The organism is Burkholderia sp. RS01 (assembly GCF_039748055.1).
Taxonomy (GTDB): domain Bacteria; phylum Actinomycetota; class Actinomycetes; order Actinomycetales; family Micrococcaceae; genus Arthrobacter.
In genome coordinates this window covers 317107-337433 of sequence record NZ_JBDLAK010000001.1, presented here as the reverse complement: position 1 = coordinate 337433, position 20327 = coordinate 317107, and the positions used below count along the sequence as shown (strand labels likewise).

The 20327-nt window shown below is 67.7% G+C and carries 19 protein-coding genes; 6 read left to right on the top strand and 13 right to left on the bottom strand.

The features are described 5' to 3' along the window. Positions 1–186: 186 nt before the first annotated feature. From infB to rimP, 4 genes are all read right to left on the bottom strand, one after another. On the bottom strand, positions 187–3090 hold the full coding sequence (infB, locus tag ABFP37_RS01510; protein WP_078026414.1) for a translation initiation factor IF-2: 2904 nt from the start codon (positions 3088–3090) through the stop codon (positions 187–189). A 152-nt stretch (positions 3091–3242) separates the two neighbouring features. Then, on the bottom strand, positions 3243–3575 hold the full coding sequence (locus tag ABFP37_RS01505; RefSeq protein WP_313902515.1) for a YlxR family protein: 333 nt from the start codon (positions 3573–3575) through the stop codon (positions 3243–3245). A 227-nt stretch (positions 3576–3802) separates the two neighbouring features. Continuing rightward, entirely contained in the window at positions 3803–4768 is a 966-nt protein-coding gene (gene nusA, locus ABFP37_RS01500) for a transcription termination factor NusA (RefSeq protein WP_347032519.1), read from the bottom strand. Between the two features lie 11 nt (positions 4769–4779). Further along, positions 4780–5397 carry a ribosome maturation factor RimP gene (rimP, locus tag ABFP37_RS01495; RefSeq protein WP_078026411.1) on the bottom strand — a complete coding sequence of 206 codons (618 nt, stop codon included), beginning with the start codon at positions 5395–5397 and terminating at the stop codon, positions 4780–4782. A gap of 105 nt (positions 5398–5502) precedes the next feature. Here rimP and ABFP37_RS01490 point away from each other — a divergent pair, with 105 nt between their 5' ends. The 3 genes from ABFP37_RS01490 to ABFP37_RS01480 are packed head-to-tail and all read left to right on the top strand — an operon-like array spanning position 5503 to position 8599. Next, a complete protein-coding gene (locus ABFP37_RS01490) occupies positions 5503–6648 on the top strand; it encodes a ferritin-like domain-containing protein (RefSeq protein ID WP_347032518.1) in 1146 nt (381 codons plus the stop codon). Positions 6649–6707: 59 nt separating this feature from the next. After that, entirely contained in the window at positions 6708–7451 is a 744-nt protein-coding gene (locus tag ABFP37_RS01485) for a VIT1/CCC1 transporter family protein (RefSeq protein WP_078026409.1), read from the top strand. A gap of 56 nt (positions 7452–7507) precedes the next feature. After that, positions 7508–8599, top strand: coding sequence for an aminoglycoside phosphotransferase family protein (locus ABFP37_RS01480; protein WP_347032517.1), 1092 nt, complete (start codon positions 7508–7510; stop codon positions 8597–8599). Here ABFP37_RS01480 and ABFP37_RS01475 read toward each other — a convergent pair. The 3 genes from ABFP37_RS01475 to ABFP37_RS01465 all read right to left on the bottom strand — a co-directional run bounded on the left by ABFP37_RS01475 (position 8565) and on the right by ABFP37_RS01465 (position 12669). Continuing rightward, complete coding sequence (locus tag ABFP37_RS01475; protein ID WP_347032516.1) at positions 8565–9968, bottom strand: pyridoxal-dependent decarboxylase; 1404 nt, start codon at positions 9966–9968, stop codon at positions 8565–8567. The two genes, ABFP37_RS01480 and ABFP37_RS01475, sit on opposite strands and share 35 nt — an antisense overlap. Positions 9969–10044: 76 nt before the next feature. Then, on the bottom strand, positions 10045–10839 hold the full coding sequence (locus tag ABFP37_RS01470) for a TSUP family transporter (protein WP_078026406.1): 795 nt from the start codon (positions 10837–10839) through the stop codon (positions 10045–10047). Positions 10840–10857: 18 nt separating this feature from the next. Next, positions 10858–12669: a proline--tRNA ligase gene (locus ABFP37_RS01465; RefSeq protein WP_078026405.1), complete on the bottom strand. Its 1812-nt coding sequence runs from the start codon at positions 12667–12669 to the stop codon at positions 10858–10860. A gap of 438 nt (positions 12670–13107) precedes the next feature. Between ABFP37_RS01465 and ABFP37_RS01460 the strand changes: the two genes are divergently transcribed. Genes ABFP37_RS01460 through ABFP37_RS01450 form a run of 3 tightly spaced genes read left to right on the top strand, consistent with a single transcriptional unit; the run spans position 13108 to position 15238 of the window. Further along, a complete protein-coding gene (locus ABFP37_RS01460; RefSeq protein ID WP_347032515.1) occupies positions 13108–13896 on the top strand; it encodes an ABC transporter ATP-binding protein in 789 nt (262 codons plus the stop codon). After that, positions 13893–14648 (top strand): ABC transporter permease, encoded by a 756-nt coding sequence (locus ABFP37_RS01455; RefSeq protein ID WP_347032514.1) that lies wholly within the window; start codon positions 13893–13895, stop codon positions 14646–14648. The genes ABFP37_RS01460 and ABFP37_RS01455 overlap by 4 nt, the downstream gene beginning before the upstream one ends. Beyond that, a complete protein-coding gene (locus tag ABFP37_RS01450) occupies positions 14645–15238 on the top strand; it encodes a TetR family transcriptional regulator (RefSeq protein ID WP_078026404.1) in 594 nt (197 codons plus the stop codon). The genes ABFP37_RS01455 and ABFP37_RS01450 overlap by 4 nt, the downstream gene beginning before the upstream one ends. Before the next feature lie 7 nt (positions 15239–15245). Here ABFP37_RS01450 and ABFP37_RS01445 read toward each other — a convergent pair whose 3' ends face one another. From ABFP37_RS01445 to ABFP37_RS01420, 6 genes are all read right to left on the bottom strand, one after another. After that, on the bottom strand, positions 15246–16142 hold the full coding sequence (locus tag ABFP37_RS01445; RefSeq protein WP_347032513.1) for a GNAT family N-acetyltransferase: 897 nt from the start codon (positions 16140–16142) through the stop codon (positions 15246–15248). Next, complete coding sequence (gene ispG / locus ABFP37_RS01440) at positions 16096–17262, bottom strand: flavodoxin-dependent (E)-4-hydroxy-3-methylbut-2-enyl-diphosphate synthase (protein WP_078026403.1); 1167 nt, start codon at positions 17260–17262, stop codon at positions 16096–16098. The genes ABFP37_RS01445 and ispG overlap by 47 nt, the downstream gene beginning before the upstream one ends. A 38-nt stretch (positions 17263–17300) precedes the next feature. Continuing rightward, a complete protein-coding gene (locus ABFP37_RS01435; protein WP_078026402.1) occupies positions 17301–17594 on the bottom strand; it encodes a YciI family protein in 294 nt (97 codons plus the stop codon). Between the two features lie 25 nt (positions 17595–17619). After that, positions 17620–18147: a hypothetical protein gene (locus tag ABFP37_RS01430; RefSeq protein ID WP_347032512.1), complete on the bottom strand. Its 528-nt coding sequence runs from the start codon at positions 18145–18147 to the stop codon at positions 17620–17622. Next, the gene (locus ABFP37_RS01425; RefSeq protein ID WP_347032511.1) at positions 18144–18884 is read right to left on the bottom strand and encodes a hypothetical protein; all 741 of its coding nucleotides are present in this window, start codon (positions 18882–18884) and stop codon (positions 18144–18146) included. The genes ABFP37_RS01430 and ABFP37_RS01425 overlap by 4 nt, the downstream gene beginning before the upstream one ends. 104 nt (positions 18885–18988) lie before the next feature. Continuing rightward, a complete protein-coding gene (locus ABFP37_RS01420) occupies positions 18989–20320 on the bottom strand; it encodes a site-2 protease family protein (protein ID WP_347032510.1) in 1332 nt (443 codons plus the stop codon). Positions 20321–20327 lie beyond the last annotated feature (7 nt).

Genomic DNA, 20327 nt, shown 5'->3' with positions numbered 1-20327 from the left:
GTTGCCACGCACCTAAGGCGAGTCTACGACGGACTCCCGTTGGATTTTTTCCGGCGGCGTGGGAGTGGCGTCGGGCCTGCCGGAGCTGGGCGGCAAAGGATCGCAGATCCGATGCCGCCCAGCGTAGGGGCGGGGCCGCCGGAAAAATCCAACGGCCCCGCGCACCTTTGTGTCAGCTAGAACAACCTAGACGCGCGGCTTCTCGCGCATCTCGAAGGTCTCGATGATGTCGCCCTCGTTGATGTCGTTGTACGAGCCAAGCCCGATACCACACTCGAAGTCCGTGCGGACCTCGGTGGCGTCGTCCTTGAAGCGCTTGAGCGTCTCAACGGCGAGGTTGTCACCGATGATCTTGCCGTCGCGGCTGATGCGGGCCTTGGCGTTGCGCCGGATAACACCGGAGCGGACGATCGAGCCTGCAATGTTGCCGAACTTGGAGGAACGGAACACTTCGCGGACCTCGGCGGTACCAAGCTGGACCTCTTCGTACTCCGGCTTGAGCATGCCCTTGAGGGCTGCCTCAATGTCATCGATTGCTGCGTAGATGACGGAGTAGAAGCGCATGTCCACGCCTTCGCGGTCTGCCAGTTCGGCAACACGCTCGGCGGGCTTGACGTTGAAGCCGATGATGACGGCGCTGTCGACCGTTGCCAGGTTGACGTCGTTCTGCGTGATCGCACCGACACCGCGGTGGATAACGCGGAGCTGGACACCCTCGCCGACATCGATCTTGAGCAGCGCGTCTTCGAGGGCTTCCACGGCACCGGACACGTCACCCTTGAGGATGAGGTTGAGGGTGTCGATCTTGCCTTCGGCGACGGCCTGGTCGAAGTCTTCCAGGCTGATGCGCTTGCGGCGCTTGGCCAGGGCGGCGTTGCGGTCGGCTGCTTCACGCTTCTCGGCGATCTGGCGGGCGGTGCGCTCGTCAGCAGTCACGAAGAAGGTGTCACCGGCGCGCGGCACGTTGGACAGACCCAGCACCTGCACGGGGCGGGACGGGCCGGCCTCGGTCAGGGCGCTGCCGTCGTCGTCGAACATCGCACGGACGCGGCCGTGGGCCGTTCCCGCAACGATCGTGTCGCCGACGCGCAGCGTACCGGACTGCACCAGGACGGTGGCCACGGAACCGCGGCCCTTGTCCAGGTTGGCTTCGATCGCGATACCGCGGGCGTCCTTGTTCGGGTTGGCTCGCATGTCCAGGGCGGCGTCTGCGGTAAGCAGGACCGCGCCGAGCAGCTCGTCGATGTTCAGGTTCTGGCGGGCAGAGACCTCCACGAACATGGTGTCGCCACCGTATTCCTCCGGAACCAGGCCGTACTCGGTCAGCTGGCCGCGGACCTTGTCCGGGTTGGCGCCTTCCTTGTCGATCTTGTTCACGGCCACGACGATCGGCACGTTGGCCGCCTGGGCGTGGTTGAGGGCTTCAACGGTCTGCGGCATAACGCCGTCGTCCGCTGCGACCACGAGGATGGCGATGTCGGTGACCTTCGCACCACGGGCACGCATGGCGGTGAACGCCTCGTGACCGGGGGTGTCGATGAAGGTGATCTTCCGATCAATGTCTTCGTGGTTGTGCGTGACCTGGTAGGCACCGATGTGCTGCGTGATGCCGCCGTGCTCGCCCGCCATGACGTCGGACTTGCGGATGGCGTCAAGCAGTCGGGTCTTACCGTGGTCAACGTGACCCATGACGGTGACTACCGGAGGACGCGCCTCAAGGTCTTCGTCGCCTTCTGCTTCGAGCTCGGCATCGAAGTCGATGTCGAAGGTGGAGAGCAGCTCGCGCTCCTCGTCCTCCGGCGAAACGACCTGAAGCTTGTAACCAAGCTCCTCGCCAAGCAGTGCGAAGGTTTCCTCATCCAGCGACTGGGTGGCCGTTGCCATCTCACCGAGGTGGAAGAGCACGGTCACCAGCGCTGCGGGGTTCGCCTCGATCTTGTCGGCGAAGTCCGTGATGGACGAGCCACGGCGAAGCCGGACTACAGTGTTGCCGTCGCCGCGGGGTACGCTCACGCCACCCAGCGACGGGGCGCTCATCTGCTCAAGCTCCTGGCGCTTTGCGCGCTTCGACTTGCGCTGCTTGCCACGGCCAGCGCCGCCCTTACCGAACGCACCCTGGGTTCCGCCGCGACCGCGGCCGCCCTTGCCGAAGCCACCGCCGGCCGGAGCACCGCCGCCGGCACCGGGGCCGCCGGTTCCGGGAGCGCCGCCGGGACGACCCGGACCGCGTCCGCCGCCGCCGCCGCCGGGACGTCCTGCACCGGCCGGTGCGGGACGCTCAGTGCGGTTCGGCATCATGCCGGGAGTCGGACGGTTTCCGCCGGCGCCAGCCGGACGGGGAGCGCCCGGACGGGGGCCACCGGCGCCTGCTGCCGGACGGGGACCGCCCGGACGGGGGCCACCTGCGCCTGCTGCCGGACGGGGACCGCCGGCGCCTGCTGCCGGACGGGGGCCGCCGGGGCGGTCGCCGTCAGTGCGGCTGCCACCGGGACGGGGCATGCCCTGGGACGGTGCAAACGGGTTGTTTCCCGGGCGCGGCGGACGGTCTCCGTCGCCGCCACGGCCGCGGGGCATGCCCTGGGACGTGGCGAAGGGGTTGTTGCCGGGGCGCGGGCCGCCCGGACGCGGAGCCGAACCACCCTGGCGGGCTGCCGGCGCGGCCGGAGCTTCAGCCTTCGGTGCCGGGCGTGCCCCGGGCTTGGCGCCCGTGGAGGGTGCCGCGGGAGCGCTGGCGGAAGGAGCTGCGGGGGCAGCGGCGGCGGGAGCAGCAGGTGCTGCGGGCGCGGCCGGAGCTTCAGCCTTGGCGGCCGGCGCCGGAGCGGGTGCCGCAGCCTTGGGGGCGGCGGGACCGGGAGCCGGGGCGGGACGTGATTCTGCCGCCTTGGCCGGTGCTTTTGGCGCGGATGCGGGTGCTTCGGACTTCGAAGCAGTCGCGTCGGGGAAGGCGTTACGGAGTTTCCGCACCACGGGGGCCTCAATGGTGGAAGAGGCGGAGCGAACAAATTCGCCCAGTTCCTGCAGTTTGGTTACTGCATCTTTGGAAGTGATACCGAGCTCTTTAGCAAGCTCATGTACGCGGACCTTGGCCACATTTCTCCTGTCTCGGTCCGCACCGAGCCAGGCACGAACCGTCTACTTCTTACTGCGGGCCTCCGCCGCGAGTGCAGCTGAAAGGCCCATTGCAGAGCGCAACAAAGTTGTCATCGTTGCGCACTCATCGCTGGGAACTCATCGGGTTTCCATCAGTTTTCTGACCCGCTTTCAGGTTGGACGGTTGTTGCTGCGGCCACCGGAGTGTCCACGGCTTGCGTGCCTGCCGTGATCCGGCGTTCAACATCGGCTGTTCCGGTCGCGCCGTTGAGGGCGCGTCCGAACGCTCGACGTTTGACCGCCAGTGCGAGGCACGCTTCGCTGGGGTGCAGCCATGCACCCCTGCCAGCCATCCGGCGTCGTTCATCCACTACGACGGCGGACGAACCGCCGGCGCCGGAGACAAGCCGGAGTAACTCAGACCGCGATCCTTTTTTCCGGCATCCGATGCAGGTACGTTGCGGCTGATTCCCGAGGTGTTGCACGTGTGCCACTGTCGAGTATCTTCCTGCCTATACATAACTGCCTGCCCGGCGGCCCGCTGCTGCCGTGAGGCAAATTTGCGGGCGCACACAAGCACGCTGATGCCGGCTGCGAGGCGCGGTCATGTTCTATTCTAGCCCCTCAGGGGCCTGTCACCCGAAACTGCCCGCTGCAATCGCGGGCAGTTTCGGTGCCGGTCCGGGCGGCGCCGGGCCGGGGAGGAGTCCTTTTAGCCGCGGGGAGCGGCGGCGTCGGAAACGATGTCGATCCGCCAGCCGGTCAGCTTCGCAGCGAGGCGGGCGTTCTGGCCCTCCTTGCCGATGGCCAGGGAGAGCTGGTAGTCCGGCACCACTACCCGCGCCGAGCGGGTCGCTTCGTCGGTGATGGTGACTGAATTCACACGTGAAGGCGACAGTGCGCTGGCGATAAACGTCGCCGGATCCTCGCTGAAGTCCACGATGTCGATCTTTTCGTCGTTCAACTCGGTCATGACGGCCCGCACGCGGGAACCCATTTCTCCGATGCATGCACCCTTGGCGTTGATGCCGGGCGTGTTGGCCTTCACTGCGATCTTGGTGCGGTGGCCGGCCTCACGGGCCAGGGCAACGATCTCCACGGAGTGGTCGGCGATCTCGGGTACCTCCAGCTCGAAGAGCTTCCGCACGAGGCCCGGGTGCGACCGGGACAGCGTGATGGACGGACCCTTGGTGCCGCGGTGCACGTCAATCACAAACGCGCGCAGACGGTTCCCGTGGACGTACTTCTCCCCCGGCACCTGCTCGGGCGGCGGAAGCAGCGCCTCCACCGTGCCGAGGTTGACCTGGATCATGTGCGGGTTGTTGCCCTGCTGGATCAGGCCGGCAACGAGTTCGCCCTCGCGGCCCTTGAACTCGCCCAGGACGTTGTCATCCTCGACGTCGCGCAGGCGCTGGAGGATGATCTGGCGGGCGGTGCTGGCTGCGATGCGGCCGAAACCGGCGGGGGTGTCCTCGAACTCGCCGATGGGTGCACCGTCGTCGTCGATTTCGGTGGCCCAGATGGTCACGTGGCCGCTCTTGCGGTCCAGCTCGGCGCGGGCCTTCTCGAAGGCTCCCGGCGACTTGTGGTAGGCAACCAGCAGCGCCTGCTCGATCGTGGGGATGAGGAGATCCAGCGGGATTTCGCGCTCACGCTCCAGGAGTCTCAGTGCGCTCATGTCAATATCCATCAGGCCTCCTCAGAAGGTCCATTGTGTTCATTTTCCAGACCGGCCTCGTCGAGGTGGCTGAACTCAATTTCGACTTTTCCGCTGCGGATCTTGTCGAAAGGAAGTTTTACGGGGTCGCCCTGTTTCGGCTTCATGCCTTTTTTCACTGCAATTTCGGGGACGAGGGTCACTCCGGATTCGTCCACGGACTGGATCCGCCCGGTGACGTTCTCGCCCTGGATGACCTTGACGCTCACCATGCGTCCACGGGCGCGGTGCCAGTGCCGCGGCTCGGTCAGGGGGCGGCCCACGCCGGGCGAGGAGACTTCAAGGTCGTACGGACGGCTGTCGGTGCTGGGATCGCCGTCCAGGATGTCGGAGAGCTCCTTGGAGATGTCTGCGATGACATCAAGGCTGACCCCGCCGGTTTCTTCCTGCGGCAGGTCCACCACCACGTTGACCACGCGGTTGGAGCCTGCGATGTTGATGGCAACATCCTCCAGGTAGAGCCGGTTCGCCAAAACCGCGGGCTCAAGCAAGGCCCGGAGGCGTTCAGCCTCGGGATTGTGGACTGCCGCGGGTTCAGCCCTTCCCGCGTCGGTCCGGTCTGATGAAGCCGTGGCTTCTGCATTGCTCACGATGCCGGCCGCCTCCCGATAGATGATGTTGTGACTACTAGCGTAGCCATTTTCCGACGGGCTTGGTGCACCGAGTTCCTTCCGGCCGTGACAACATGGTCTGTTGTGAAAGACGACACCAGGGAAAACAGCAGGCCGCGGAACTTTTTCCGCTATTCCCTGCTTTGCTTCACCGCGTTCCTGGTGTTGAGTCTCGGTTTTGCGCTGATTCCGCGCGAAGCTCCGGCCCCCGCCGTACCTCCTTTTTCCGAGCAGGCGCGCGCCTCGGCGCTGGCTGAAACCATGCGGCTGCGGGCCGCGGGCCACGAACTTGCCGAGGGCGCTTCCGGTGCCCAGCGGCAGCTTTTCTCGCGGACTGTGACGTTGCTGACTACGCAGGCCAGGGCGTTGGTCCTCCCGGCCGAAAATGGACCCGACGGCGCACCGGCCTCCCCGTCGCCAGGTTCGGCTACGGGTCCGGCGACGGGCAGGGCCTCGGCCACCGCGGCTCCGGCCACCGTTGCTGCGTTGGTGGCCGGACTGTCCGCCAGCGGCAAACAGCGCCTCGTCCAGGCGGAAACGGCCGACGGCGGGATGGCCCGCCTGCTGGCCGCGGTAGGTACCGCGCAGCTGCTTCAGGCGAGGTCCCTCGCCGAGGCGTCCGGGACGCCGGTCCCGGCACTGCCGACAGCCCCGGCACCGCAGCGCACAGCGGCGGACCCGTGCGCGGCATCAGCCTCCCCGCCGGCGCCGGCCCCCGCGCCCGCGTCCCGCCCGGCGCCGGGTGGCGCCGCTACGGCTGACGCGGGGACGGCCTCCCCCAACCCGGGGGCAGCGTCCCTGGCGGACGCGCTGGACAGAGTGGTCCGCACCGAGGTGGAGACCGTCTACGGATACCAGGTGGCCCTCACGAGGCTGGAAGGCGCCGCCGCCGGACAGGCCAAGGACCTGCTGGCCAGACACGAGGCGCTGGTGGATGAGGCCGAGGGGCACAGCCGTGCCCATTGCGCGCCCATCCCTCCCAGGGATCCGGGCTACACGCTCGGCACCTCGTTCCTGAAAACGCCCGCGGCCGGCCTGGCCAGCCTGGAGGCCGGAACACTGCCGGTGTACGGCGACCTTGTAGCCCTGAGCGACGGCGGGACCCGGCGCTGGGCCATCGCATCGCTCCTTCAAGCCGCACAACGCTCTATCCGCTGGGGATCCGACACCGGCCCGGTTCCGGGAATCGTGCTGGACACCACCCTGCTGCCGCCGCTGCCGGCAGGCTAGCCCCAGCACGGAAGAGATGCACTCTGGCAGCGTGACGCCCTGAGTGGTTTGCTGGAGGCATGGATTCAGCGGACAATGCGGCATTGCCCCCTGAAGGGCAGCACGAAAACGAGCCCCATAGCAACGACATCGTCCACCGCCTGAACTGGCTGCGCGCGGGCGTCCTCGGCGCGAACGACGGCATCGTGTCGGTCGCGGCGATCGTGGTGGGGGTTGCCGGCGCCACGAGCGAACACGGGCCAATTCTCGCGGCGGGCGCTGCCGGGCTTGTGGGCGGCGCCGTGTCCATGGCCCTGGGCGAGTACGTGTCCGTCAGCAGCCAAAGCGACAGCCAGAAGGCGATGATCGAAAAGGAGCGCCGCGAGCTCGCCGAGGAACCCGAGGAAGAGCTTCATGAGCTCGCGGCAATCTACCGGACCAAAGGACTGAGCGAAGAGACTGCCAGGACTGTGGCCCGGGAGCTGACTGAGCACGATGCACTGGCGGCGCACCTTTCGGCCGAGCTGAACATCGATGAGGAGGACATCGTCAGCCCCTGGCACGCCGCCTTTGCCTCGGCCATCGCCTTCACCCTGGGCGCGGTCCTGCCCATGCTGGCCATCCTGCTGCCGCCGGAGAACATCAGGGTGGCGGTGACGTTCGGCGCCGTATTGGTGGCGCTGGCCCTGACCGGGGGCCTCGGGGCATGGATCGGCGGCGGCTCCAAGGTCCGGGCTGCCGCACGGGTGGTGGTGGGCGGCGGGCTTGCCCTGGCCGCCACGTTCACCATCGGCAACCTGCTGGGGGCCAGCGGCATCGTCTAGCCCGCCTGGACGGAGCCTTCCGGGCTGAGGAAGGCCCGTCAACTACGCTGGAACGGATGAGCCAGCCACGAGACGTCCCCATTCCGCCGGACTTGGCGCGCCGCTACGCGGGTAACAGCGCGGGCCGTGCCTGGCTGGCCTCCCTTCCCGGCATGATCCGCGGACGCATGGACCAGTGGCAACTCGAACTGGACCTCGGGCAGGATGCGCTTCCGTGGAGCGGACACGGCGGCATCGTTGTGCCGGTGCGGTCAGACGGGACCGCCGCGGCCCTGAAGGTGGCCTTCCCCCATGACGAGGCCCTCGTGGAGCGCCATGCGCTGACCCTCTGGGACGGGCACGGCGCCGTTCGCTTGCTCGCCTCCGACGCCGGAACATGCGCCATGCTGCTGGAGCGCCTGTATGCCGGCAGGTCGCTCCATACCGAGCCGATGGACACGGCCGTGGAGGTGTGGGGCGGGCTCATGCGGGATCTGTGCCTGGTGCCTGACGGCCGCCCGCAGTGGCGGGAATTTGCCCATGTCGCGGCCCGCGCGGAGCAGTGGAGCGATGACCTGCCCGCCGACTGGGAACAGCTCGGCAGGCCTTTTCCGCGGTGGCTCCTGGAGGCCGCCCTTGAGGTGTGCCAGACGAGGGGTGCCGTGGGCCGCCGTTCCGGTTCCGACGTACTGGTCAATACGGATTTCCACTTCCTCAATATCCTGGCCCGCCCCGGCGCGCCGGAGCAGCCCGGGCCGGGGAATTTTGCCGCCATCGATCCGCAGCCGATGGTGGGCGAGGCCGAGTTCGCCGTAGCGCCCCTGCTGTGGAACCGCATCCGGGACCTCCCCGCCGCCGATCCCGCGGCAGGGCTGCTCGAGCGCTGCCGCGACTTCAGCCTCGCGGCCGGCCTGGATCCCGAGACCGCCCGCCAGTGGAGCATCGCCCGGGAGGTGGACAACGCCCTGCACTACGCCTCGAAGGCCGGTCATGGCGGGGACCTGGCCCGTTCCCTCTGGATTTCCAGCACGCTGGCCGGCCGGACCCTGGACGGGCTCCCGGCTCCGCACGCGCTGCCCGAACCGGGCCAGGCGGCAGGGTCGGCAGCAGCACTGCCCGTACGGGGTCCGGCTGTCAGCGGGCTCGGACAGCTTCAAGAGCCTGTTTGACGGCCTCGGCCGCCGTGTCGACGTCGTCCGCGCCGGTGCTCCAGTTACTGACCGAGATCCGCAGCACGTCCCTGCCGTGCCAGCGGGATCCGGACATCCAGACCTTCCCGTCCGCCAGGATTCGCGCCGTCACGTCCCGCGTGGTGGCGTCGTCGCCGAAGGCGACGGAAATCTGGGTGAAGCCGGCCTCGTTCAGCACCTGCACCCCGTCCATGGCCGCAAGCTTTTCCGCGAGCATTGCCGCCGAGGCAGCAAGCCCGCGGATCTGCGCGGCCACGCCGTCGCTGCCCAGCGATTTCAGGGCGGCCCACACCGGCACGCCTCTCGCCCTGCGGGAGAGTTCCGGGACTTTCTGGCTCGGATCACCGGCGCCGTCTGCATCCTGGATCAGGTAGCTGGCGCTGACCCCCATGGCGCTCCGCATTGCCCGGGCATCCTTCACGACGGCGACTCCGCAGTCGTACGGGACATTGAGGCTCTTATGGGCGTCCGTGGCCCACGAGTCGGCCCGTGCGACGCCTGCGGTCAGCTCGGCGAGTTCGGGGACGGCAGCGGCCCACAGCCCGAAGGCCCCGTCCACGTGCACCCAGGCGCCGTGTGCCTTCGACACCGCGATGGCCGCGGCAAAGGGGTCGAAGGCCCCGGAATGGAGGTTTCCGGCCTGCAGGCACACCAGTATCGGGGCGGGTCCGGACGCCAGGGCGCGGTCCAGGGCACAGTCCAGTTCCGCGGCGTCGATGCGTCCCTGGCTGTCGGCAGGGACCACGGTGGGGCTGCCCAGGCCCAGGTAGCGCAGCGCGAGGTCGATCGTGTCGTGCCGTTCCTCGCCGACAAGGCAGTGGATTCGAGGCGCGCCGGACAGGCCGTCGCGGTCCGCGTCCCAGCCGGCGTCCGTCAGGAGGCGCCAGCGCGCAGCGGCAAGGCCGGTGAAATTCGCCATGGTGGCACCGGTGACGAACCCGACGTCGGACTCCTCCGGCAGGCCCAGCAGCCGCAGCAGCCAGCCGCCCGCTGCTTCCTCGATGGCCGCCATGGCGGGCGTGGCGTAGCGGAGCACCGAATTCTGGTCCCAGGCACTGACAAGCCAGTCCGCCGCCATGGCTGCCGGCAGTGTTCCCCCGATGACCCAGCCGAAAAACCGGCCCGACGGCATGGCCATGAGCCCCGGTTCGGCATGCAGGGCGAGGTAATCCACGACCTCCGCCGCCGGCATTCCGGAGCGCGGAAGGTCGCCGCCGAACGCGGCCGCCAGTTCACCGGCCGTCTGCGCCGGCCCCACGCGGCGGCCAGGCTGGCTCGCGAGCCATCTTGTGGCGTGGCCTACGGCAGCATGAAGGGCCTCCGCATAGGGTTCCGCACCGGCTGACATACGGGCATGCTACGCCTTCCCCGGGCGGCTCGCGAGGTCCGTTTGTCCCCTCCCGGGGCGCGCCACCGAGCGCGCTTCAGGCGAAGTTTTCCTGCCACACGTCAGCCCCGAGTTTGATGATCAGGGCGGCAACAACCGTCAAGAACACGATGCGCACAAACCGGCTCCCCTGCCTCACGGCCGTCCGAGCGCCCAGGTATCCTCCGGCCATGTTCGCCAGCCCGAGCACCAAGCCCACCCCCCACAGCAGCGATCCGTGCGGCAGGAAGAACAGCAGGGCGCCCGCGTTGGTGGCCATGTTGACGATTTTCGCCTTGGCGCTGGCTTCGAGGAACGCGTAGCCCATGGCCGAGACCAGCGCGATCACCAGGAACGAGCCTGTTCCGGGGCCGATCAGTCCGTCGTAGAAACCGATCACCGCGCCGATGGTGCAGGCCACCACGTAGTGTGTGCGGCCGTCGTGCCTCAGTACCGTCAGGTGGCCGGCGTCGGGTTTGAGGGCGGTGAAAAGCGCGACGGCGACCAGCGCCACAACGATGATCGGCTTGAAGACTTCGGCCGGCAGCCGGGCGGCCAGCAAGGCGCCGCCGAAGCTGCCGGCCAGGGCAATGACGGCCATGGGCAGCGCCGTCCTGAGGTCAGGCCGGACGCGGCCGTAGTACGTCACGGCGCTGGTGGTGGTGCCGAAGATGGACCCCATCTTGTTGGTGGCCAGCGCCTGCACCGGCGTGATTCCCGGTACCAGCAGCAACGCCGGAAGCTGCAGCAGCCCGCCCCCGCCCACTACCGCGTCCACCCAGCCGGCAGCGAATCCGGCCACCACTATCAGGACGAGAGTGGCGAGCTGGATCGATTCGAACCCCGAGACCACCCTGGCGGCTCAGGGACGTCAGTTGCTGCGGACGGCGTTGACCACGAAGTCAACAGCCTTGTCCACGGCCACGTTTTCCGCTTCGCCTGTGCGGCGGTCCTTGATCTCAACCACGCCGTCCACGAGTCCGCGGCCGACGGCCACGATGGTGGGCACGCCGACGAGTTCGGCGTCGCCGAACTTCACGCCGGGGGAAACCTTGGGGCGGTCATCGTAGATGACGTCCAGTCCGGCGGCTTCGAGTTCGACGGAGAGCTGCTCGGCTGCGGCGAAGATTTCCTCGCCACGGCCGACGGCGACGACGTGGACGTCCGCCGGGGCCACGGACCGGGGCCAGATCAGGCCCTTGGCATCGTGGTTGGCTTCGGCCAGGGCAGCCACGGCGCGGGTGACACCGACGCCGTAGGAGCCCATGGTCACCACGACCTGCTTGCCGTTCTGGTCCAGGACCTTCAGCTCCAGGGCCTCGGCGTACTTGCGGCCGAGCTGGAAGATGTGGCCCATTTCGATGCCGCGGGCGGTCTCCAGCGGCCCGGAGCCGTCGGGTGCCTCGTCGCCGGCGCGGACCTCGGTGCATTCAATGACGCCGTCCCAGCCGAAGTCGCGCCCGGCCACAAGTCCGAAGACATGCTTGCCGGCCATGTTGGCGCCGGTCACCCAGGCAGTGCCGTTCACGATGCGCGGGTCCACCAGGTAAAGGAGCTTGGCGGCGCCCTCGAGGCCGAGCAGGGGTGCGCCGAGGGACATTCCCGGGCCGAGGTATCCCCGGACAATCAAGGGATTCTTGGCGAGGTCCTCGTCTCCTGCCGCTTCCACGGTGATCTCGCCGGCGACGGGGAGGTAGGCGCCGATGTTGGCCTCGACGCGCTTGAGGTCGACTCCGCGGTCACCGGGCACGCCGATGACCACGATCTGGCGCTCACCGGTGGGCAGCGTCACGGCGAGGACCACGTTCTTCAGGGTGTCGGCGGCGGTCCAGGCGCCGCCGTCGGCCTCGCTCCGGGGCACGAGCTGGTTCGCCGCGTCCACCAGGGTTTCGATGGTGGGCGTGTTGGGGGTGTCGCGGATCTCGGCAGCGGGGGTGTCCGTGAAGTCGATCTCGGCCGGCACCACGGTGGTAACGGCCTCGACGTTGGCTGCGTAGCCGCCGGCCGAACGCACGAACGTGTCCTCGCCGATCTCGGTGGGGTGCAGGAATTCCTCGCTCCTGGAGCCGCCCATGGCCCCGGCGGTGGCCGCCACCGGGATGACCTCCAGGCCAAGGCGCTCGAAGATCTTCAGGTAGGCGGCACGGTGCGCGGCGTAGCTGGCGTCCAGCCCGGCGTCGTCGACGTCGAACGAGTAGGAGTCCTTCATGATGAACTCCCGGCCGCGCAGCAGGCCGGCGCGGGGACGTGCCTCGTCACGGTACTTGTTCTGGATCTGGTAGATGCTCAGCGGCAGATCCTTGTACGAGGAGTAGAGGTCCTTGACCAGGAGGGTGAACATTTCCTCGTGGGTGGGGGCCAGGAGGTAGTCCCCGCCCTTGCGGTCCTTGAGCCGGAAAAGTCCCTCGCCGTACTCGGTCCAGCGGTTGGTGGCCTCGTAGGGCTCCTTCGGCAGCAGTGCGGGGAAATGCACTTCCTGGGCACCGATGGCCGCCATCTCCTCGCGGATAATCTGTTCAACCTTACGCAGCACGCTCAGGCCGAGGGGCAGCCACGTGTAGATGCCCGGCGCGGCACGGCGGATGTAGCCGGCGCGGACGAGGAGCCTGTGGCTGGCCACCTCTGCGTCGGCGGGATCTTCACGCAGGGTGCGCAGGAACAGCTTGGAAAGTCTAAGGACCACGGGTCGGTATCCGTTTCTGGGGGAAAGTGCTGATTGTCTGGGTACTAATCTACCGGCAAGGCAGCGCCGCGGCTTCCGCGTCCCGGGCGCCGGTGGCCGCACTGCAGAAGAGCCACGCCCCGCAAAGAAGCCCCTGGCCGTCTCCGGCTGGTCATCCTTGTGGTGGCGTGGCTCCGCGGCCGGTCATGCCGCTAATTCTCTGAGACCATCCGCGCCCGAACGACACGGTTAGGTAGAACCTATGTGATGGTGGTCACCGATTCAAGTCTGCGTGCCCGGATGATCCCGCTGACAGCCCCGTTACCCCACGCTTCCGCACCGGCGGACCGGCGTCCGTTTAATCGCAGCCCGTTGATCACAGCCCCTGGCAGATCTAGATTTATTTCATCAACCGATGAATTACTCGCCGGGAACCACCCGGTGATGCCGGAGGCGGACATGGGAAGAGCAACAGATGCGGGCCCGGCTCCGGGCCCGTCGTCGGGTTCCGGGCATGGCGCTGCGGGCCCCGCCGTGGAAGCCGCGGGCCTCCACGTCCGCCGCGGCGGAACCCACGTCCTCCGCGGCCTCGAATTCACCATTCCACCCGGCCGGATCACCGGGCTGCTGGGGCCCTCGGGAAGCGGCAAGACCACGCTCATGCGGGTCCTCCTCGGCGTTCAGCGGATATCCTCCGGCACTGTCCGCGTGCTCGGCAGGCCCGCGGGCCATGCCCGCCTTAGGCATGAGGTTGGCTACGTCGCGCAGTCCCCCAGCGTGTACACAGACCTGAGCGTCGAGGCCAACGTGCGCTACTTCGGCGCCATGCACGGCCGGAACCGCGGCGACGCCGCAGCGGCGATTGCCGCCGTCGGCCTGGCGGACCTGGCCGGGCGAAAGACCGGCGACCTGTCCGGCGGGGAGCTCAGCCGGGTGTCGCTGGCGTGCGCCCTGGTGTCAGAGCCCGCGTTGCTGATCCTTGACGAGCCCACGGTAGGGCTGGATCCGGTGCTGCGGGCCGAGCTGTGGGACCGCTTCCGCACCATGGCCGACGCCGGGACGACACTTTTGGTTTCCAGCCACGTCATGGAGGAAGCCGGCCACTGCGCCTCGCTCCTGCTGCTCCGGGAGGGCCTGATACTCGCGCAGCTCACGCCCGCGGAGCTCAGCCGGCGGGGCGGAAGCGAGGACCTGGAGAGGGCCTTCCTCAACATCATCCGCGGCGCCGGGAGCGAGGTGGCGCCATGAACTTCGGGATGATGCTGGCCACGGCGGGCCGGGTGTTGGACCAGCTCCGGCACGACCGGCGGAGCATCGCCTTGATTCTCGTGGTTCCGGCGTTGCTGCTGACGGCGGTCTACTTCCTCTTCGAAAATGAAGCACTGCCCGCCGGCGTCCCGCGGACCTTTGACCGGGTGGGACTGATGATGCTGGCGATTTTCCCGTTCGTGGTGATGTTCCTGGTGACCTCCATCACCATGCTCAGGGAGCGGACGTCAGGGACGCTTGAGCGGCTCCTGACCACGCCCATCCACAAGGCGGACCTGCTGTTCGGTTACGCCGTGGCGTTCTCGGTCATGGCCGCCATGCAGTCCCTCGTGGCCACGGCGGTGGCGTACTGGATCTTCGGCCTGGACATCAAGGGCAGCCCTGCCCTGGTGGTCATGGTGGCCGTCGTCAACGCGGTGCTGGGCGTGGCACTGGGACTGTTCTGCTCGGCCTTCGCCCGGACTGAGTTCCAGGCCGTGCAGTTCATGCCCGTGGTGGTGGTGCCGCAGATCCTGCTCTGCGGACTCTTTGTGGCGCGCAGCCGGATGAACGGCTTCCTGGAGGGCGTCTCCAACGTGCTTCCGCTGACGTTCTCGGTGGACGCACTGCAGGAGATCGCCGGCAACAGCACGGCCACGGCCGCAATGTGGCAGGACGTCGGAGTCATGGCCGCCGTGGTCCTGGCGGTGCTGGTCCTCGCTGGGCTGACCCTGCGGCGGAGCACGCCGTGACGGAACGGCGCGGACGGCGTTCCGCGGGCGGGGAAGGATCCCGCGACCAGATCCTCGCTGCCGCGCGGGGGCTTTTTGCCGAACAGGGCTTCGAGGGCACCAGCCTGAGGCAGGTGGCGCGGAAAGCCGGCGTGGACCCCGCCATGGTCCATCACTTCTTCAGCGGCAAGGATGAGCTGTTCTCCCGGAGCGTGGGGCTGCCCGCCGATCCCGCGCAGGTCTTTGCCGGAGTGGCGGCATCCGCACCCGGGCAGCGCGCCGAAGCCATTGTCCGTGCGGTCCTGCGCCTTTGGGACAGCCCGGCACAGCGCGGCCTGCTTGCCTTCCTCCGCGGCACCATCGGGTCCACAGCCAAGACCGCGCTCCTTAGGGATCTGGTGGCACGCACAGTGCTGCCCCGGATCATGGCCGGTGTGCCCGGAACGGCAGATGAGGTGGCCATTCGCGGCAACCTCATGGCCAGCCAGCTCGTGGGGCTTGTACTGGTCCGTTACGTGGTCAGGCTTGAGCCGCTTGCCTCGGCCTCGCAGGATGACGTGGTGCGGCTCGTTGCGCCGAACATCCAGCGCTACCTGACGGGAAGACTTTGAGAAACGTTCAGAACAGAACGGTGGCGAAGGTCCCGACCTGGCGGAAGCCGACCCGTTCATAGGTGGCGCGGGCCCGGGAGTTGTAGTCGTTGACGTAGAGGCTGGTGATTGGCGCTATCTTCTGGGCCAGCAGCACCACTGCGGCCATGTAGCCCGCGCTCAGGCCCAGCCCGCGGTAGCTGGGGTTCATCCACACGCCCTGGACCTGGGTGACTTCCGACGTCACTGCCCCGAGCTCGGCCTTGAACACCACCTCGCCGTCGCTCAGGTGGACCAGGGAATGCCCCTGGCGGATCAGCCCGGCCACCCTCCGGCTGTAGAAGTCGCGCCCGCCCAGGTACGGCGAGTAGCCCACTTCCTCCTCGAACATTGCCGCGCAGGCGGGCAGGATGGTGTCGAAGTCGGCATATTGCCCGTACCCCAGCTGCCAGTTAGGTTCAACGGCCGGCGGTCCGGCAATCGTCATGAGCGGCTGGTCCGGCCGCACCTCGTGTGCGGCGTGGCCGAGCTGCTCCAGATGGCTGTGCAGGGCAAGGACTGTGCCCGCCGGGCCGAAGATTGAGGCGTACCGGCGGCCGGACCGGTGGGCTGCCGCTGCCACTGCCCCCGTGAAGCCGGGATCAAGCTGGACGGGAACCAGGTTGGCGCCCGCCCAGCAGGCACCGACCAGCACGCCGTCCTCAAAGACGCCCAGCACATTGGCGCCGCCGGGAGTCGGCGCGGCCGTTCCGGTGGATTCCAGGTGCGCAAGGATGAAGACATTCGCCACCGGATCCGCGCCGGCCAACTGGCGCAGCCCGGCCGTGTCCGCGACGCCGAGTACCCGGACGGTTGCGCCGTCCGGGTCTGTTCCGTCCTTATGAGACGCTAACCACGGGGCTACCCTTGACAGCATCTTCGCCATCGGCCTCCCCCATCTCTTCCGCGATACGCATGGCCTCTTCGATCAGTGTCTCAACAATCTGGCTCTCGGGAACAGTCTTGATGACCTCGCCCTTCACAAAGATCTGGCCCTTGCCGTTGCCGGACGCAACGCCCAGGTCCGCTTCGCGTGCTTCGCCCGGTCCGTTGACGACGCAGCCCATGACGGCGACGCGCAACGGGATCTCCATGCCCTCGAGTCCGGCGGTCACCTGTTCGGCCAGCGTGTACACATCCACCTGCGCGCGTCCGCACGACGGGCAGGAGACAATTTCCAGCTTGCGCGGGCGCAGGTTCAGCGACTGCAGAATCTGGTTGCCCACCTTGATCTCCTCGACCGGCGGGGCGGACAGGGAGACGCGGATGGTGTCGCCGATGCCGCGCGAAAGCAGCGCCCCGAAGGCGGTGGCGGACTTAATGGTGCCCTGGAAGGCGGGGCCGGCCTCTGTGACACCGAGGTGCAGCGGCCAGTCACCCTTCTCGGCCAGCATCTCGTAGGCCGCCACCATGATGACCGGGTCATTGTGCTTGACGGAGATCTTGAAGTCGTGGAAGCCGTGCTCCTCGAACAGGGAGGCCTCCCAGACGGCCGATTCAACCAGCGCTTCCGGCGTGGCCTTGCCGTACTTCTTCAGGATGCCCGGCTCGAGGGACCCGGCGTTGACGCCGATGCGGATGGACGTGCCGTGGTCCTTGGCCGCCCTCGCGATTTCCTTGACCTGGTCATCGAACTTGCGGATGTTGCCGGGGTTCACGCGCACGGCCGCGCAGCCGGCCTCAATGGCCGCGAAGACGTACTTGGGCTGGAAGTGGATGTCCGCGATGACCGGAATCTGGGATTTGCGGGCGATGATCGGCAGCGCCTCGGCGTCATCCGCCGACGGGCAGGCCACACGGACAATGTCGCAGCCGGACGCCGTCAGTTCCGCGATCTGCTGCAGCGTGGCGTTGATGTCCGTGGTGGGGGTGGTGGTCATCGACTGCACGCTGATGGGCGAATCGGAGCCGACGCCCACGGAGCCGACTTTGATCTGGCGCGTCTTGCGGCGGGGCGCAAGGACGGGCGGCGGTGCGGATGGCATTCCCAGGCTGACCGAGGTCACGTGGACTCCTTGTATCGAAGAATCAGTAAGTACGGCGGCTAGGCTGCGTGCCCGGCCAGCAGGCCGGTCAGCGGCGCCCACACCGTGGTGCGTGTGCCGGAAATGACGCCGGCTGCCGCGAACGGGTCCTGCCGGAGGATCTCGTTCAGCGCGTTCTCGTCGGCCGCCTTGAAGATGAGCAGTGCACCGGCGCCGTCACCGTAGGGGCCGCTCGCCAGGATGGTCCCCTCCTCCGCCAGTCCTGCGGTCCATTCGCGGTGCGCCGGGCGGCTGGCATTGCGGGTCTCGGTGGACTCGGCGTCGTATACGTACTCAACAGCAAAAACAGTCATACGGATACCCTATCCCGCAGCCGGGCTAGCCGAGGAGCACGACCTTCGTGAAAGCGGCGACGCCGGCGGCCCACAGCATGGAGGCGAGGGTCCCGATGATGAAGCGCTCTGCCGCAACCGGCGTTTCCTTTAGCTCGGCAAAGCGGCCCAGGCCCTTGATGGCCACCACGTAGGCAATGGCCACAGGCTGCCCGGCGAGAATGGCGAGGCATACGGCCAGGCGCTCCAGCACTCCGATGATCGCCCCGCCCCGGAGGATGCGCACGGTGGGCGCCGCCGCGGCCGCTTCACCGCCCACCGTAATATCGCCGTTCACGGTGTTTTCACGGTCCGGTTTTCCACGGTCCACGTTTTCACGGTCCACGCTTTCATGGTCCACGCTTTCATGGTCCACAGTGACGTCGGCCGAGGGGTCATCGGCAGCGTCCGCGCCGGCTGTGACAGCGTCGGCTTTGTCGTCGATGGTCCGGGCCAGCCTGAACACCAGCGCTGTCACGGGCCAGCCTACGAAACCGGCCGTCAGCAGTGCTGCGGCGATCCAGAGTGCGTTCACCGTTCTCCTCGGTTGCTTGCGTCGGGGCCGACGGTGTCGCGGATCAGCCCATGGGCGGTTGCCAGCAGCATTTCCGCCGCTGGCCTCGCCGCCCATTCTTCCTGCCATCCGGATCTGAGGATGGCCCGGCTCACCGACTGGTCGCTGATTCCCAACTCCCTGGCCACCTGTTTCTGCAATCCGTGCCGGCCGGGATCACGCTCATTCTTGGCGCGGAGCGCATCGACCACCCGCCACTGGGCTTCGGTCCGTTCCCGGACCAGCCGTCCGATGAGCCGCAGCACAGCCTCTGCGTTGGCGCAGGCCCTCACCCCGGCATCGCGGGTTTCGGCACCACGGCTCCCGGCGCCACCGCCCGCCGGGGCGCCCGCGGAGGCAGGCAGGCCGCGCCGGACACCCCCGGAGACCACCGCCAGGGGGACGTGGCCGGCGGCGGCCTTTGCCCGGTCCACGGCCTGGCGCGCCGCAACGAAGGCCGCTCCGGATCCTTCGCGGGGGCTGGCCGTCAACGGCAGGTTCACCGGCCCGACGCCGATGCCCACATACCAAAGGCCACTCCGGAGCGCATGCAGAGCTACGTCCACCACGGCAGCGGGCTCGTCAAGGACGCCCTGGACCTCGTCGCCCACTGAGCGCTCGAAGCGGGCAGTGGAGAACGGCCGCAGCCCGTCGAGGAATTCGGGCACCCTGTCAATGTCAGTACTGCTGCCCCGCTGGTCAATGGTCATGACGTACATGAATCAACCTTAGGCGGCTCAACTTCCAACATCAATCATTTTCAGCTGATTATTTAAAATCAGTCAAAAAGAGGTGAAATGCTGACATCACCGCCTGGCGGGTGCTAACCGAAGAGATTCACCGGTTTCACGATGTCCGCGTAGATCAGCAGCGCGCCCATGCCCATCAGGAGCGCGGCCACCACATAGGTCACCGGGAGCATCTTCGCGATGTCAAAGGCTCCGGGATCGGGTTTGCCAAACAGCTTGGCCACGCGCCGGCGGACGGCCTCGTAGAGCGCTCCGGCAATGTGTCCGCCGTCGAGAGGCAGCAGCGGCACCAGGTTGAAGACCGCCAGCGCGAAGTTCAGGCCGGCAATCAGGCCTACCAGGGCCGCGAGCCTGGACTGCGCCGGAACCTCTTCCATGGCGGCAACTTCGCCGGCCACCCGGCCCACGCCCACCACGCTGATGGGACCGTTCGGGTCCCGGGGCTCCTCGCTGAAGGCAGCCTTCGCCACCCCGGCCACGCGGGCGGGGAGATTGAGGATGACGCCGGCAACCTGCCGGATGTTCTCCCCTGCCATGGGCAGGACGGCCGACGCCGGTTGCGGCACCAGCGCCGTCTGCGCCCCGATGCCGAGGAAGCCGACATCCTGGTACATCAGCTTCCCGGCGTCGTCCTTGGCCTGCCGGCCGTCGGCACCGACCACCGGCCGCGCCGAAAGCACCGGCGTGACGGTGGTGGTGACGGGCGCACCGTTCCGCTGCACGGTGATGCTGACTTCCCTGCCGGCCGAGGCGCGGATCCAGCCTGTCAGCTCATCCCAGCTGGTCACGGCTTTGCCGTCGAAGGACGTGATGACGTCGTTGGGCTTGAGTTGCGCGGCGGCAGCGGGAGTCAGCTTGCAGTCGGCTGAGTTCGGATCGACGGTTTCCCCCGCCTTCACCTGGCACTTGGAGACGTCGGCGATGGTGGTTGTGGGCTCGGCCAGGCCGAATCCCATGAGCATCACTGCGGTCAGCACCAGGCCGATCAGCAGGTTCATCGCCGGTCCGCCGAGCATGACGATGATCTTTTTCCAGACCGGGAGCCGGTAGAACACACGGTGCTCGTCCCCGGGGCCGACTTCCTCATGGGCCATGGAGCGGGCCTCGGTGGCCAGTGTCTGGAACATGCCGGTGCTGGAGGGACGGACGGAACCGTCTTCCTTGTTGGGCGGGTACATGCCGATCATCGACACGTAGCCGCCGAGCGGAAGCGCCTTGAATCCGTATTCGGTCTCGCCCTTTTTCGTGGACCAGAGGGTGGGGCCGAAGCCGATCATGTACTTGGTGACGCGCACCTTGAAGAGCTTGGCCGGGAGCAGGTGTCCCACCTCGTGCAGGGCGATGGAGACCGCGATGCCGACGGCCACAAAGACGACACCAATAATGAAGAGAATGACGGGACTCATGCTTTCG